14 protein-coding genes, 1 tRNA gene and 1 riboswitch are annotated in these 14,530 nt (G+C 65.4%); of the genes, 9 read left to right on the top strand and 6 right to left on the bottom strand.

Features of this window, described 5'->3' with window-relative positions:
- Positions 1-52: 52 nt before the first annotated feature.
- Complete coding sequence (locus E0702_RS03135) at positions 53-595, top strand: hypothetical protein (RefSeq protein WP_132041491.1); 543 nt, start codon at positions 53-55, stop codon at positions 593-595.
- Positions 596-679: 84 nt separating this feature from the next.
- Here the strand turns inward: E0702_RS03135 and E0702_RS03130 are convergent, their stop codons facing one another.
- The gene (locus E0702_RS03130; protein ID WP_132041490.1) at positions 680-1,666 is read right to left on the bottom strand and encodes a serine/threonine protein kinase; all 987 of its coding nucleotides are present in this window, start codon (positions 1,664-1,666) and stop codon (positions 680-682) included.
- A gap of 26 nt (positions 1,667-1,692) precedes the next feature.
- Positions 1,693-2,403: a ComF family protein gene (locus E0702_RS03125; protein WP_237561899.1), complete on the bottom strand. Its 711-nt coding sequence runs from the start codon at positions 2,401-2,403 to the stop codon at positions 1,693-1,695.
- A gap of 92 nt (positions 2,404-2,495) precedes the next feature.
- Here E0702_RS03125 and bioB point away from each other — a divergent pair, with 92 nt between their 5' ends.
- The 8 genes from bioB to E0702_RS03085 all read left to right on the top strand — a co-directional run bounded on the left by bioB (position 2,496) and on the right by E0702_RS03085 (position 9,618).
- Positions 2,496-3,620, top strand: a complete 1,125-nt coding sequence (gene bioB, locus E0702_RS03120) for a biotin synthase BioB (protein ID WP_132041489.1) — start codon at positions 2,496-2,498, stop codon at positions 3,618-3,620.
- Complete coding sequence (bioF, locus tag E0702_RS03115; protein WP_132041488.1) at positions 3,617-4,792, top strand: 8-amino-7-oxononanoate synthase; 1,176 nt, start codon at positions 3,617-3,619, stop codon at positions 4,790-4,792. Before bioB ends, bioF begins: the two co-directional genes overlap by 4 nt.
- On the top strand, positions 4,789-5,541 hold the full coding sequence (locus E0702_RS03110; RefSeq protein WP_132041487.1) for an alpha/beta fold hydrolase: 753 nt from the start codon (positions 4,789-4,791) through the stop codon (positions 5,539-5,541). Before bioF ends, E0702_RS03110 begins: the two co-directional genes overlap by 4 nt.
- Before the next feature lie 11 nt (positions 5,542-5,552).
- Positions 5,553-6,350 (top strand): malonyl-ACP O-methyltransferase BioC, encoded by a 798-nt coding sequence (gene bioC, locus E0702_RS03105; RefSeq protein ID WP_240721656.1) that lies wholly within the window; start codon positions 5,553-5,555, stop codon positions 6,348-6,350.
- Between the two features lies 1 nt (position 6,351).
- Positions 6,352-7,053, top strand: coding sequence for a dethiobiotin synthase (gene bioD, locus E0702_RS03100; RefSeq protein ID WP_132041485.1), 702 nt, complete (start codon positions 6,352-6,354; stop codon positions 7,051-7,053).
- 43 nt (positions 7,054-7,096) lie between these two features.
- A tRNA-Leu gene (locus E0702_RS03095) sits at positions 7,097-7,181 on the top strand.
- Between the two features lie 132 nt (positions 7,182-7,313).
- Positions 7,314-8,594 carry an adenosylmethionine--8-amino-7-oxononanoate transaminase gene (gene bioA, locus E0702_RS03090; protein ID WP_132041484.1) on the top strand — a complete coding sequence of 427 codons (1,281 nt, stop codon included), beginning with the start codon at positions 7,314-7,316 and terminating at the stop codon, positions 8,592-8,594.
- A 37-nt stretch (positions 8,595-8,631) separates the two neighbouring features.
- Positions 8,632-9,618, top strand: coding sequence for a hypothetical protein (locus E0702_RS03085; RefSeq protein WP_240721655.1), 987 nt, complete (start codon positions 8,632-8,634; stop codon positions 9,616-9,618).
- 29 nt (positions 9,619-9,647) lie between these two features.
- On the opposite strand, the gene E0702_RS03080 is transcribed toward E0702_RS03085, so the two are convergent.
- Genes E0702_RS03080 through E0702_RS03065 form a run of 4 tightly spaced genes read right to left on the bottom strand, consistent with a single transcriptional unit; the run spans position 9,648 to position 14,144 of the window.
- Positions 9,648-10,430: an ABC transporter ATP-binding protein gene (locus E0702_RS03080; RefSeq protein ID WP_132041483.1), complete on the bottom strand. Its 783-nt coding sequence runs from the start codon at positions 10,428-10,430 to the stop codon at positions 9,648-9,650.
- Positions 10,430-11,398: a FecCD family ABC transporter permease gene (locus tag E0702_RS03075; protein ID WP_132041482.1), complete on the bottom strand. Its 969-nt coding sequence runs from the start codon at positions 11,396-11,398 to the stop codon at positions 10,430-10,432. Before E0702_RS03075 ends, E0702_RS03080 begins: the two co-directional genes overlap by 1 nt.
- The gene (locus tag E0702_RS03070; RefSeq protein ID WP_205741865.1) at positions 11,395-12,303 is read right to left on the bottom strand and encodes a cobalamin-binding protein; all 909 of its coding nucleotides are present in this window, start codon (positions 12,301-12,303) and stop codon (positions 11,395-11,397) included. The genes E0702_RS03075 and E0702_RS03070 overlap by 4 nt, the downstream gene beginning before the upstream one ends.
- Positions 12,300-14,144: a TonB-dependent receptor domain-containing protein gene (locus tag E0702_RS03065; RefSeq protein ID WP_132041481.1), complete on the bottom strand. Its 1,845-nt coding sequence runs from the start codon at positions 14,142-14,144 to the stop codon at positions 12,300-12,302. Before E0702_RS03065 ends, E0702_RS03070 begins: the two co-directional genes overlap by 4 nt.
- Before the next feature lie 134 nt (positions 14,145-14,278).
- Positions 14,279-14,509, bottom strand: a riboswitch (cobalamin riboswitch).
- Positions 14,510-14,530 lie beyond the last annotated feature (21 nt).

The following is a 14,530-nucleotide window of genomic DNA, read 5'->3' as shown; positions in this document are numbered from 1 at the left end:
GTGATAGTATGCAGGTTTTCATGCTGTGCAGACCTTTCCGCGAGAGCCCGACATGACCAAGACATCCCTGCTGCTGGGCCTGCTGCTGGCCCCCTCCCTGGCCTTCGCCGCCACCCTGGAACTGCCTGCCGATGCTCGCCTGGAAGTGCAGGTTGTCGAGTCATTGAGCCTCGACCCCGACACACCCCGCCATGACGACGTCCTGCTGCGGCCGGTGGCCAACGGCAGCGGGAGCCACCAGGTGCCCGATTACTGCGTGATGGTCGGCGACGCGCAGCTCGATGGTGAGCGCATCCGCATCACCACCTCCAGCGTCACCTGTATCGACACCGAAGGCAGCGACAGCCATATCTACAGCGGCGAGATCTCCGCGGCGGCCTACGGCAGCGACGGCAAGTTCGGCATCGACGCCTGTCAGGATGGCCGCTGCGAGCTCTCTCCGGAGCACGGTTTCGAACTCCAGCTGGCCAGCGACCTGGCCATCGAGGAGCAGGAGAACCCTTCAGAACAGCTCAATATCGAACGGCGTCAGGCCGAAGGCAGCGGTGTCGCCAACCCGATCCCCGCCGATCAGCCCGATCCCGACGACTCGTAACCCTGACCTGCACTACTTTTTGCAAGGGCCTGGTTTTGCAAGGGCCTGGCCTTGTCGTCCTGCGACAGGACCAGGCCCTTGCCCTTATGCCAGCCAGCGCGGCGCGCTATCCAGCGCCAGGCGCTGCTGCTCCAGCGTTCTGATATGCGACTCCCAGTAGCCGTTATCGGCCACCCAGGGGAAGGCCGCCGGAAAGGCCGGATCCTCCCAGCGTGATACCAGCCAGGCGCTGTAGCGCAGCAGCCGCAGGGTCCGTAATGGCTCGCTCAGAGCCAGTTCACGGCGATCGAACTCACGCCGCTGCTCATAGCCTTCGATCACTTCCGAGAGCTGCATATGCCGCTCTTCGGGCGACTGTGCGGTGATCAGCATCCACAGGTCCTGCACTGCCGGGGCCATCAGGCAGTCGTCGAAGTCCACCAGCGCGAAGTGGTCGTCGCGGCCCAGGATATTCCCGATATGGCAGTCACCGTGGACCCGAATCTGCCGCTCCGGGCTCCAGCGATATTCCACCAGCGCCTCGTGCAGTGCCGCCGTGACCCGCTCATAGGCCTGGCGCTGTCGTTGGTCCAGCCAGGGGCCGGCGAGCACCCGCTCGCGGGCATCGATCACCATCGCATCCAGGTCCAACACACCTCGCTGCCTGAAGGAGGCACGCTCCCCCACGGAATGCACGCTGCCGATCAGCTCGCCCAGGGCAAACAGATGGTCGGGATTCTCCAGCTCCGGGGCCTGGCCGGGGTGCTGTGGAAAGAGCGCAAAGCGAAACCCTTCGGCATGCAGCAGGCTGCGGCCATCCTCATCACGCCACGGTGCGGCCACCGCCACGCCTGCTGACGCGAGTTCGGCGAGGAAGTCGTGCTCTTCCTGAATGCACGCGTCGCTCCAGCGCTCTGGTCGATAGAACTTCGCCACCCAGCGACGACGCTCGTCATCATGAACCAGGTAGACTCGGTTCTCGTAGCTGTTCAGCGCAAAGGGCTCACCGGGCAGCCAGAACCCCAGCGACTCGATGGCCGCCACGACCCGAGCCGGCGACAGCGTGGAGAAGGGGTGATGATCGGCGTCCATGGTCCATCCTCCAGAAAACCCCTACTCTACCAGGCCTGACTCATGTTTCCCCCCAGCGGCGTGCGGGCTATCGCCCAGGCCTCGACCTCCTCGGCCCCGGCGGCCAGGCAGGCCAGGGCCAGCGCCTCCAGGGTCGCCCCGGTGGTCATGACATCGTCGAGCAACACCACTCGAGATGGCAGAGGCTCCACCACGCTAAATCCGCGCCGCAGGTTGGTCCGGCGCTGTTGGCGATCGAGTCCACGCTGACTGGGCGTATCACGCAGACGAGTGCCATGATGCAACGGTACCCTCAGTCGCAGGGCCAGGCGCTTCGCCAGCCATTCAGCCTGATCGAAACCTCGGTCACGGGCACGGCTGGCATGCAGCGGCACTGGTACCAGTGCCTGGGGCCAGGCCCGCGCCTCCTCGGTGAGCGACGCCTCCAGCAACGCCAGCAGCACCATCCCTGCCCTCGGCGAGGCCCGAAACTTGAAGCGCCGCACCAGCCAGACCACCTCCTCGCTATAGCGCAGTGGTACCCGAGCACGCACGAAGGCAGGAGCGCGTCGCAGGCAAGTACCACACCGGCGCCCCTGACTTGCCACCGGCTGCGGCTCGGCGCAGACAGGACAGGCGGCCAGGTTCCAGGGCAGTGTCTCGAAGCAGTCGCGACACCAGGGGCGATCATCGAGAGTTGGGGCCAGGCAGAAGGCACAGCGGCCAGGCAGGGCGCGGCGCAGGGCTCTGTCAACCATAAGTTTTATTCTGGTTGACATCTCGAACCCGGCCCGTAAGCTGTTCGTCAACTTTTCTCTACGAACCAAGTTGACCATAGGCGTCTCCCCCCATGTCTCAAGCGTCGCAAGCCTGTACAGCCGATTCCCAGACCCTAGCCGCACCGGCCGAGATGCGCCACGACTGGCGTCTCGATGAGATCGAGGCGCTGTTCGCACTGCCCTTCAATGACCTGCTCTATCGTGCCCAGCAGGTGCATCGCGCCCACTTCGACCCCAACGCCGTTCAGGTCTCCACCCTGCTCTCGATCAAGACCGGCGCCTGCCCCGAGGACTGCAAGTACTGCCCCCAGTCCGGCCATTACAACACCGGCCTTGGCAAGGAGAAGCTGTTGGAGATCGAGAGGGTCGTGGAGGAGGCCCAGGCGGCAAAGGCCGCCGGGGCCAGTCGCTTCTGCATGGGGGCGGCCTGGAAGAGCCCGCGTGACAAGGATCTCGAGGTGGTGCTGGAGATGGTCCGCCGGGTCAAGGCGCTGGGGCTCGAGACCTGCATGACCCTGGGAATGATCGATGGCGACCAGGCCGCGCGGCTCGCCCGTGCAGGGCTCGACTACTACAACCATAACCTCGATACCTCTCCCGACTACTACGGGGAGATCATCACCACGCGAACCTATGCAGAGCGTCTGGATACGCTCGCCCAGGTCCGTGAGGCAGGCATGAAGGTCTGCTCGGGGGGGATTCTGGGCATGGGTGAGGCTCCCCGCGACCGAGCCGCCCTGCTCCAGCAGCTGGTACGCCTTGAGCCGCATCCGGAGTCGGTGCCGATCAACATGTTGATCAAGGTCCCCGGCACCCCTCTGGAAGATGTCGAGGATCTCGACCCCATCGAGTTCATTCGAGCCATCGCCGTGGCGCGCATCCTGATGCCGCAGAGCCATGTGCGCCTCTCCGCCGGACGCGAGCAGATGGATGACTCGACCCAGGCCCTGGCCTTCCTGGCCGGCGCCAACTCCATCTTCTATGGTGATCGACTTCTGACCACCGCCAATCCCCAGGCGGAGCGCGACAGGGCCCTGTTCTCCCGGCTCGGCCTGCATCCGGAGCGCAGGGAAACCTGCGCCGACGACGACTGGATCCAGGCAAGCGTTGAAGCCGACCTTGTCCAGCAGTCGGCACAGCAGGCCGCCGCTCGGGTCGGCGAGTTGGCCTACGATGCGACAAGCGTTGAGCCATGACCCAGCACGACTGGCCAAGCCGTCTTTCCGAACGCGCCCGCGCGTGCCGCGTTAGCGGTCTGTGGCGACACCGCGCGACACGTCAGCCGGCGAGCCGGCTGCGTGACTTTGCCGGCAATGACTACCTGGGCCTCTCTCGGGACCCGCGCCTGGCCGAGGCCATGGCCGAGGGAGCACGGCATTACGGAGGCGGGGCCCGAGCCTCGCACATGGTCAACGGCCACCTGGCGGTTCACGAGACCCTGGAGAGTCGTATCGCCGAGCTCACCGGCCGCTCCCGAGCGCTGCTCTTTTCCACCGGCTACATGGCCAACCTGGGTGTGATTCAGGCGCTCTGTGACCCGCATACCCGGGTCTTTCAGGACCGCCTCAACCACGCCTCACTGCTGGATGGCGCCAGGCTGGCCGGCGCCTGTTCGCGTCGTTTCCACCATGCCGACCTCTCCGACCTCGAGCGACTACTGGCGCGCAGCCCGGCAGACCACCCCAGGCTGGTGGTGAGCGACGGTGTCTTCAGCATGGATGGCGACGTGGCCGATATTCCCGGCCTGGCGGCCACCGCTCGTCGTCACGCTGCCTGGCTGATGATCGACGATGCCCACGGCATGGGCGTGCTGGGCGAGCGAGGCGACGGCTGCGTGGGCCGCAACTACGGCGTCGATGAGGTAGCCGCGCTGGTCGGCACCCTGGGCAAGGGGCTTGGCACCGCCGGGGCCTTCGTCGCGGGGAGCGAGGCACTGATCGAGCATCTGATCCAATTCGCGCGCCCCTACATCTACACAACGGCTCAACCACCCGGGGTGGCAGCCGCCACCCTGGCAGCCCTGGATATCCTTGCTGAAGAGCCGGAACGGCGCGCGCGTCTGCATGCCCTGATTGCCCGCTTCCGCGCGGCAGCAAGCGAGCTCGGGCTACCGCTGATGGCCAGCGCCACACCGATTCAGCCAATCGTGCTCGGCGACAACACAACGACCATGGCCTGGGCCACACGGCTCGCCGAGCGTGGCATCAATGTCGGCGCCATTCGCGAGCCGACCGTGCCACGCGGGAAGGCTCGGTTGCGTATTACCCTCTCCGCCGCCCATGCCGACGATGATATAGACGCCCTGATCGATGCCCTGGCCGAATGCCAGGAGAGGAGCCTCATGGCCAATGGGGAGCCCCTGGCATGATCCGTCTGGTGCTACTTTCCGGCTGGGGTATCGATGCGCGAGTCTGGCAGCCCCTGGCGCCCATATGGCCGGCCGGGGTCACCATCGAGACGCCAGACTGGCCAGGCTACGGGGCCCAGCCGGCCCTTGAGCACCCTGCAGACCTCGAAGCCCTTGCCGGGGCGTTTATCGACGACCTCCCCCGAGACGCCGTCTGGGTTGGCTGGTCCCTGGGCGGGATGCTGGCAACCACCCTGCTCGGCCTTGCGTCGACTGCGCTTCCCCCGCCCCGGGGGCTGATCCAGATCGGCATGGGCCCACGCTTTTGCCACCCAGAGGGGGTGACACAGCAGGAGCTTGGCCGCTTCCGCCGTGCCTTCGCTCGAGACCCGAACGCGACCCTGGCACATTTTCGACGCTGGATGCTGCGCGGAGAGGCGTCTCCCCGGGACGCATACCGACACCTTCTCGACCTGCTCGGGGAGGGCCCTCCCCCCGATTTGACTAGCCTTGCCGCCGGGCTGCAATGGCTTGCCGAGCTTGACAACAGTCGCCCCCTGGCCGAGCCACCCTGCCCGATGCGCCTCCTGTCTGGAACCGACGACCCACTGCTGCCCGCGACACGACGGCAAGATGCCGATCGCACCATCGACGGGGCCGGCCACTGCCCCATGCTGTCACGCCCAGCCACCCTGGTGACGACTCTGATTGAACTCTCCCGGGAGTGCCTTGGGAGTAGGAGCGCGGCCAATCTCGAGGTGCTGCCATGAATTCACCAGCCATGAATTCACCAGACTTGACTCCCACGGTGGCATCCGGCGGCTGGCAACAGCGTGTATCCCATGCCTTTTCACGCGCCGCCGATGACTACGAGCGCCTGGCGGCGGCACAGCAGGACATGGGCGAAACTCTCTGGGCCAGGCTCCCCCGGGGAGCGATGCAAATCCTCGATCTCGGGTGCGGCCCGGGTAGCTGGAGCCAGCGACTGGCCGATGATTATGCACCCGACGCCCGCGTCATTGGCCTCGATATCGCCCCGGGAATGCTGGAAGTCGCCCAACGAGAGCGAGGCGACAAGGTGCACTGGGTCTGCGCTGATGCCGGCGCACTACCACTGCCCGATGCCAGCCTGGAGCTGGTGTTCTCCAACCTGGCCCTCCAATGGTGCCCCGACCTCGACGCCGTGATGGCCGAGCTGTATCGTACGCTGCGCCCCGGCGGTCGCGCCCTGATCAACACCCTCGGCCCCGAGACCCTGTGCGAAGTGGGCTTCGCCTGGAAGCGGCCCGGTCGTCACGCCGCCCTGCTCGACTTTCGCAGCCCCGAACACTATCGCAAGGCCGCCTGCCTGGCGGGTTTTCGTCGCGTCGCGGTCGAGGTAAGTCGGCCAAGATTCCATTATCCCGACATGACCGCGGTAATGGCCTCCATCAAGGGCATCGGTGCCCAGGCCTCACGCCCCAGGGGCCATTTGACCCGGGCCGACCTTGTTCACGCCTCACAACGGTTCGAAGCCCTGCGTGAACCCGAGGGGCTGCCCGTCACCTATCACCTACTGACGCTGGAGCTCGAACGCTAATATGGCCGCCTACCTTGTCACCGGCACGGATACCGACGCCGGCAAGACCCTGGTCACGTCTGGCTTGCTGGCCCTGGCACGCCGCAAGGGACTAACGACCCTGGGCCTCAAGCCCGTCGCCTCAGGCAGTGAGCCCACCGATGCGGGCCTGCGCAATACCGACGCCCTGGCATTACAGGCCTGCAGCCACCCCGCGGTGCCCTATACCACGGTCAATCCCCACGCCTTTTCGCCGGCGATAGCGCCTCACCTCGCCGCTCGAGATGCGGGTGTCACGCTCACGCTTGACGCCTTGAGCGAGAGCATGCGCGAAGGGCTGGGCCTGGGTCGGGACCTCACTCTGCTGGAGGGCGCCGGTGGCTGGCGGGTGCCGCTGAATGCCCGGGAGGACCTCTCCGGCCTGGCAACCCAGCTGGCGCTACCGGTGATTCTGGTGGTTGGCCTCCGGCTAGGCTGTATCAGTCACGCACGATTGACGGCCGAGGCAATACGCGCCGATGGTCTGCGGCTGGCCGGCTGGGCCGGCAGCCTCGTCGACCCCGCATTCGGCAACGACGAAGGTCTTTATCGCGACAACCTGGCAACACTGGCGAGAACGCTGGACGCCCCCTGCCTGGGTGTCGTTCCGCACCTGCCGGCCTGCGACCCGCCGGCCCTGGCCGCGGCGGCTGCCGACCACCTGGAGTTGCCCGATGATCATTGACTTGTCCGTGTGCGTCCGTAAAATACCACGCCAGCCTATCCGTGCGGATGTGGTGGAATTGGTAGACACGCCAGATTTAGGTTCTGGTGCCTCAGGGCGTGGGAGTTCAAGTCTCCCCATCCGCACCATCTTCTCCCCCAGTAGTCCCCCCAGCATCCAACGCCAACACCCCGTCATCTCCAACGAGATGTACGGAGTTTCCGCGTGTCTGTCGTTTCCCTTCACAACGTTCCCGACCTCAACGGCCCTGGATCCTGCTGATGTCTAGCTCACTCGACTCATCCCCCGTCTGGCACCCCTATGCCCATCTCAAGACCCAGCAACCGGCACCCAAGGTAGTCGGCGGCGAAGGCCCGAGCTTCCGGCTGGAGAGCGGCGAGACCCTGCTCGACGCCACCTGCTCCTGGTGGTGCATGATTCATGGCTATCGCCATCCGCGGCTGGTAAGCGCCATCCAGCAGCAGGCCGATACCCTCTGTCATGTGATGCTCGGGGGCCTGACGCACGACCCCGCCGATCGCCTGGCACGCGAGCTGGTACGCATCACCCCCAGGGGGCTCAACCATGTGTTCTTCTCCGACAGCGGCTCGGTAGGCATGGAGGTGGCCATGAAGATGGCCATTCAGTTCCATCAGCTGCGCGGCAGGAGCGGTAAGCACCGGATGCTCTCACTGATGAAGGCCTACCACGGCGACACCGCAGGCTGCATGGCGGTGTGCGATCCCGAGGAGGGCATGCACTCCCTGTTCGCCGGCTACCTCCCCCGCCATCACTTCGCCCCGGCGCCAGAGGCCCCCTTCGATGCCGACCCCGAAGCGGTAGCGGCGGACCTGGCCGCCCTGCGCAACGTACTGGAACGCCATCACCAGGAGATCGCCGCCCTCCTGGTGGAACCACTGCTGCAGGCCGCTGGCGGGCTGAACATGACCTCGCCCCACTACCTTCGTGGGGCTCGAGAGCTATGCGACGAGTTCGACGTGCTGCTGATATTCGATGAAGTGGCCACGGGCTTCGGTCGCACCGGCCGAATGTTCGCCGCCGACCACGCCGACGTCACCCCGGACATGATGGTGCTGTCGAAGGGGCTCACGGGAGGCTATCTGGGCCATGCGGCGACACTGGCCACCACCCGGGTGCATGACACCTTCGTGGGCGACTCGCCCGAACACGCCTTCATGCATGGCCCCACCTTCATGGGCAACCCGCTGGCCTGCGCGGTAGCACTGGAGAGCCTGGCGGTGTTCGAAGAGGAGGACTACCTGGGGCGTATCGCTCTCCTCAGCGATGTGCTGCGCCAGGAACTGCTCGAGGACACGCGACTGACCGAGCACCCGGCGGTAGCGGATGTACGCGTACTCGGCGCCACCGCGGTGATTGAGACTCACGACGCAGCCGCCCTGGACGGCGTAGCGGACTGGGCGCGTGAACAGGGCATCTGGCTGCGCCCCATCGGCCGATGGCTCTACACCATGCCCGCCTATGTCACCTCGGAGGCACAAATCCGGCAGATTACCGAAGTCATGAAGGGCTGGTTCAGATAGACTCTGCGCAAGACGGAACCGACGCGAGATCAACAAGATGAAGAAGGCGCTGATCGCCCTGACGGCCTGCCTAACCATGGCCGCACAAGCCGATACCCCGAAGCCCGATGATGACAGCGACCTCCCGGAATGGGCCGAGAAGCGTATCGGCCCCTTCCATGCCACCATGACCGACTGGGTGGACGGTACTTCGCGCAGCATCGACAGATTCTTCGGTACCACCGACGCCCTGACGGTGGACTCCGACTCCTACCTGCGCATCAGCCAGGAGAATGCCTGGAAGGAAGGCGAAGCGTTCGATCATGACCTGGGAGCTCGCTTCCGCCTCGACCTGCCCACCACCGAGGAGCGACTGCGCCTGATCATCGAGAGCGAGCCGGACGAGACGCGCGGCACTCTCGGCGAGCAAGAGTCGTCGCTTAGCGATGATCGTATCGACAGCATCGAGGATGTGCTGGTGGGACTACGCCACCTGGGGCAAGGCGACAGGACCCGGGAGTGGGATACCGAGATCGGCGCCGGCATCAAGGTTCGCCTGCCCCTCGACCCCTATGCCCGCCTCACCACCCAGCGGCTCTGGACCCTGGATGACGGACCCTGGAAGCTGCATAGCGATAACCGTTTCTCCTGGTTCAACGAGGACGGCTACTCGGCGCGTACCCGCTGGGATCTCGGCCGTCCGATAGATGAGAAGCGCCATCTTCGCTTCATCAGTAACGCCCAGTGGCGCGAAGAGGTCGACACCCTGGAGTTCAGCCAGGCCGCCGAGCTGAACCAGCGCATCAACAGCCGCAGTGTACTGCGCTACTCCGCCGTGGTGCTGGGCGAGAGCCTCTCTCATACCACCATCGAGGACAGCTATCTGCAGCTGCGCTTCCGTCGCGATATCCACAAGGGCTTCACCTTTCTGGACATCGCGCCCTCCCTGCACTTCCCCCGCGATGTGGACTACGAGCACCGCTGGGCGCTCACCCTGCGCCTGGAGATGTACTTCCGCCGCTTTATCGACCGGGTCACACTGTAACAAGATACCTCGGCGCCAACGCCAACGAATCAGCGCGCCGGTACGAAGACAGGGGCTCCATCGATCTCCGCACTCGCCAGCCGCTGACCGTAGAGGCGCTCCAGCGCCTCGGGAACCAGCATCTCCTGCGCCGGCCCCCAGCACGCTTGTCCATCCGGGTAGAGCAGCAACAGATGGTCGCACCAGCGTGCGGCCAGGTTGAGATCATGCAGGCACATCATCACCGCACGCCCTTCACCGGCCAGCTCGTTGAGCAGGGCCATTACCGCCGTCTGATGATGCAGGTCGAGGTGGTTGGTGGGCTCATCGGCGAGCCAGATCGCCGGTGCCTGGGTCAGCACCGTGGCGATGGCCAGCCGCTGACGCTCGCCCCCCGAAAGGGTGCTCACCAGGCGCTCGGCCAGATGGGCCACATCGAGCCGTTTTAGTGCCGCCTCGGCCAGGCGGAGATCCTCGCCATCCTCCATCTGCCAGGGCGAAAGCCAAGGGTGGCGGCCGATCAGCGCCGTCTCTAGCACCGTGGCTGGAAAGCCGTCGTGGCGCTCCTGAAACACCAGTCCCAGCCGCCTGGCCACCTCACGACGACGCAGCGAGGCAAGCGGCGCCTTCCCCAGAAGCACCTCACCGGCGCGAGGCGGGCGCAGCCCCGCCAGGGTATGCAGCAGGGTGGTCTTGCCGGCACCATTTGGCCCCAGCACGCCCCAGACCTGCCCCGGCTCGACCCGGAGGTCAAGGGCGTCACCGTCGGTGCGTCCTGGCACATCGATCACCAGATGGCGGGCCACCAGCGGCGGTGTCACTGGATCGACCATCAGGAGCCTCGATAGAGCAGGTAGAGGAAGGTGGGAACGCCGAGCAGCGCGGTGATCACCCCCACCGGCAGCTGCTCGGGTGCGATCACGGTGCGGGCTAGGGTATCGGCGACCAGCAACAGGGTGCCCCCGGCCAGCGCACAGGCGGGCAGGATCAGGCGCTGATCATTACCCAGCGCCAGGCGCAGCATATGCGGCACCACCAGGCCGACGAAGCCGATGCTGCCGGCACCGGTCACCGCCGCCGCCGTCAACAGGCTTGCCGTCAGATAGAGCCCCCACTCCAGGCGTCGCACCGCCACCCCCAGGGCGGCGGCCTGCAAGGGGCCCCGCGCCAGGACATTGAGGTGGCGCCCCAGGGGCACCACCAGCAGGCAGGCGCCCAGCAGCAGCGCCAACAGCGGCCAGGGTGAGCCGGCATGAGCGAGATCCCCCATTAGCCAGTAGAGCATCCCGGGCAGGCGTTCGACGGGGCTGACCGAGAGCATCAGTGTGATCACCGCCCCCCAGCCGGCCGCCACCACCACGCCGGTCAGCAGTAGCCGTGAAGGTGTCCAGCCGCCACGACCATGGGCCAGGCCGAACACCAGCAGAGTCGAGATCAGGGCTCCCACGAAGGCGGAGCCCGAGATCAACAGGCCTCCCACGCCCGCCAGCATGGCCATCAGCGCCCCCACCGCGGCCCCTCCGGAGAGCCCCAGCACATAAGGGTCGGCGAGAGGGTTGCGCAGCAGCACCTGCATCAGCGCCCCGGCCACGGCGAGCAGCCCGCCCACCGCAAAGGCGGCAAGCGAGCGGGGCAGGCGCAACTCGAGGATCAGGGTACGCGCGAGCCCTTCGCCGCGCCCGCTCAGGGCCGCCAGAACGTCGCCAGGCGGCAGCGCTACGCTACCCAGCGCCACGGAGAGCACCAGCGCCGCCAGTGCGGCGAGAGTCAGCACCCCCAGGGGGCGAAACAGCGCGATCACTGCTCCCCCTCACGCCGTGCCCGAGCCCGATCTAACTGTTCACAGACCATGCTGGCGCCTTCCAGGAGACGGGGCGTCGGACGCTGGATCAGCGAGGGCGGCACGAAGAAGAGGTTGTCCTGGGCAACCGCCGTGAGCGACGGGTATTCCCGCCAGTGTGCCAACCAGTCCCGGTTATCCTCCCCTCTGCCACCGGCGAGGATCACCTCGGGGTTCGCCGCCAGCAACGCCTCCTCATCGAGACGGGGCGCCAGTCGCTCGAGCTCACCGAAGACATTGGTGCCACCGCATAGTGCTATCACCTGACCGATCCAGTGCCTGTCGTTGATGGTCATCAGCGGCTGGTCCCACACCTGGTAGAAGACAGAAACCGGCTCGGCCTGGGCATGGCGCTCGGCCAGTGCCGCCATCTCCCGGCGGAATTGCTCGGCCTCTGCCTCGCCCGCTTCCCGGGTATCGGCGAAGCGGGCCAACTGCTCGATCGTGGCACTTATTTCGTCGAAGTTGCGTGGCTCGATATAGAACACCGCCATGCCCAACGCCTCCAGGCGCTCGAGCTGCTCGGCGGGGTTGCCGGTGACCCAGCCAATCACCAGGTCCGGGGTGAGCGCCAGCAGGCGCTCCAGATCGAGGCGGCCATGACTGCCGACTCGAGGAATCTTGAGGGCCTCGGGCGGATAGTCGCTGTACTCGACTGCCGCCACCACCCGATCACCCGCGCCGGCGGCGAAGGCGAGCTCGGTGGCACCCGGTGACAGCGCGGCGATGCGCGAGGCGGGCCGCTCCAGGCACACCTCGCGATCCAGGGCATCTACCGCGCATATGTCGGCCCGGGCCTGCGCCGCCGCCAGGGGCAGCAGCGCGAGGCCGGCCAGGAGTAGCCGAGAAAGCCGTCTCGTTATCACGGTCCGAAGTGCACGCTCAGGAAGGCCGCACGGCCGGCGTTGATGTAATCCTTCGCGGTCTCGTACTCCTTGTCCAGGGCATTCTCGAGAGTCATGCGAGCCGACCACATCGGCGCAAACTCCCAACCGGCGCGCAGATTAAGCAGGCCAAAGCCATCCAGGCGCGTGGGCTCACCGGTTAAATAGTCATACTCGTAGCGATGGTTCTGGGCGATCCAGGACCCGCCCAGCGACCAATCGCCCATTTCGCGATCGACGTCGAAGCGCAGACTCTGGCTGGCACGTCGCGGCAGGCGATTACCAGTACTGCGGTCCTCAGGGTCGGTATAGGTAAGCGCCGTTGCCAGGGTCCAGTCCTCGATCTCGGTCCCTATGGAAAGCTCGGCACCACGGATACGAGCACGGTCAACCTGCTCCGGAGCTGATATGTAATTCCCTTGATCTTTCCATAGAATCAGATCATCTACATCAGTCTGATAAGCTGCTATATCCCAAAAATAACGTTGATATTGGCCTCTCATCCCGAGCTCAAAACTTTTGGATGTCTCTGCCTTCAAACCGGGATCACCAGCGCTTCCCCATTCGTCCCGATAGTACAAGTCATTGAAAGTGGGTGCCCTAAAGGCCGTACCATAGCTAGCACGCAGGGTATGATGGTTATCGAAATCATAACCCAGCGCCAGGCTACCCGTTAGCTCGTTACCATAGGCTTCGTTGTCGTCATAACGCAGGCTGGCCTGGATGGCAAAAGGTGAAAAATCTAACAGACCTTGAGTGAAGGCTGCGACGTTATCGCGACTTTCCACCAGATAATTATCAGAAGTCGTAACTGATTCTTTCAAGTACTCAGCCCCTACTACAAGCTCATGCGCTCCCAAGCCAAAAGTGTTCTCCCAACGGGCGGTGCGTGATTTGGTATCGAAAACCGTCCTCCCCCAGTCGTAGAAATTCTCTTGCTCATCGCGCGCCTCGCTAAGCGTCAGGCGGCTGCGCCACGTTTCGCTGACAGGAATCTCGCCGTAAACACCGGCCACCTGTTGGACGAAGTCTGTCTCGGCTGGAGCACCGAAGCTGTCGAACTCGGTATTGCCACGAGCCCGCAGCGCCAGCACCCCCACCTCGGCGTCGTTTTCGAAAGTATGCGAGAGTCGAGCCAGGCCGGTGGTATTGTCGAAGCCCTTGTCGTCGCCGTCGCGTCGAACCGGTGCACCCTCGGTATCGAAGCGGCTGGCGGCGAAATGGTATCGCGTGCCACCCTCGGCACCGGAGAGGCTGGCGCTGTAGCGCTGGGTATCGAAGGAGCCGCCGCCGAAGGAGATGCGCGGTGTCGCCCCGCCCTCCTCTCCCTCGGGGGTAAACAGCTGAATCACCCCACCCATGGCATCGGCGCCATAGAGGCTACCGCGGGGGCCGCGCACAATCTCGGCACGCTCGAACATGCGCGGATCGAGGAATTGCCACGCCGGGCCACCAAGTGTCGCGGAGCGCAGGCGAATGCCATCGATCATCAACAGGCTCTGGTTATTCGAAGTACCGCGGATATAGACGCTACTAGCCTTGCCGAAACTGCCGCTGGTATTGACGTCCACCCCCGGCTGGCCGCGGAAGAGATCGGTCAGGCTGGTGGGGTCCTGGCGGCGCAGGGTAACCTCATCCAGCAGCGTTACCGAGGCGAGGCTCTCGTCGGCGGTACGCGGCGCCAGAGCTGCAGTGACCACCATGGGGTTGAGTACCTGAGTCTCGCCGGTGTCGGCGGTCTGGGCGTCAGCGGCCTGCACAGCCAAGGGGAGTGCGGCCAGTGCGAAGGTCGCCAGGCCACGGGTTGCGTGTGTCGTGTTCATCTCTGTCCCTTGCTCACCGTACTCACCCGCACGGTGTCATACTGCTTTTTTAGGGCCGGTGCAGAGGGACGGAAGGTAGGGAGACGGCGAGGAAGCGTGCGGTCGAGGCCCTGCCTGTTGACCACCCTCCGCGGTCCGGCATGCGCTCTCGGGCCGGTCTCCGGGCTGACGAGCGAGGGGCTGGCGTGACGCCAACGACCCTGCAGAACCGCCGCCTTCCCATGCCGATGGGCACAGTGGCATACCCTTGAAGGTAGTGGCGGCTCTTGACTCGATCACCGTTGCGGGGGCAGCGTCGGAATGGACCGACTTCCCGTTTACCTGGCGGCATTCACTCCGCCAGCACCTGAGAGTGCGCGTAAGCTACCAATCCCCATGGGAAGCGT

This window comes from Halomonas marinisediminis (genome assembly GCF_004347715.1).
Classification (GTDB): domain Bacteria; phylum Pseudomonadota; class Gammaproteobacteria; order Pseudomonadales; family Halomonadaceae; genus Halomonas; species Halomonas icarae.
The sequence above is the reverse complement of the archived record's forward strand: the minus strand, read 5'-3'. Positions and strand labels throughout refer to the sequence as shown.

Coding starts and splice junctions, on each gene's coding strand:
- E0702_RS03135 (WP_132041491.1), top strand. CDS start 53: ATGACCAAGACATCCCTGCTGCTGGGCCTGCTGCTGGCCCCCTCCCTG.
- E0702_RS03130 (WP_132041490.1), bottom strand. CDS start 1,666: ATGGACGCCGATCATCACCCCTTCTCCACGCTGTCGCCGGCTCGGGTC.
- E0702_RS03125 (WP_237561899.1), bottom strand. CDS start 2,403: ATGGTTGACAGAGCCCTGCGCCGCGCCCTGCCTGGCCGCTGTGCCTTC.
- bioB (WP_132041489.1), top strand. CDS start 2,496: ATGTCTCAAGCGTCGCAAGCCTGTACAGCCGATTCCCAGACCCTAGCC.
- bioF (WP_132041488.1), top strand. CDS start 3,617: ATGACCCAGCACGACTGGCCAAGCCGTCTTTCCGAACGCGCCCGCGCG.
- E0702_RS03110 (WP_132041487.1), top strand. CDS start 4,789: ATGATCCGTCTGGTGCTACTTTCCGGCTGGGGTATCGATGCGCGAGTC.
- bioC (WP_240721656.1), top strand. CDS start 5,553: ATGAATTCACCAGACTTGACTCCCACGGTGGCATCCGGCGGCTGGCAA.
- bioD (WP_132041485.1), top strand. CDS start 6,352: ATGGCCGCCTACCTTGTCACCGGCACGGATACCGACGCCGGCAAGACC.
- bioA (WP_132041484.1), top strand. CDS start 7,314: ATGTCTAGCTCACTCGACTCATCCCCCGTCTGGCACCCCTATGCCCAT.
- E0702_RS03085 (WP_240721655.1), top strand. CDS start 8,632: ATGAAGAAGGCGCTGATCGCCCTGACGGCCTGCCTAACCATGGCCGCA.
- E0702_RS03080 (WP_132041483.1), bottom strand. CDS start 10,430: ATGGTCGATCCAGTGACACCGCCGCTGGTGGCCCGCCATCTGGTGATC.
- E0702_RS03065 (WP_132041481.1), bottom strand. CDS start 14,144: ATGAACACGACACACGCAACCCGTGGCCTGGCGACCTTCGCACTGGCC.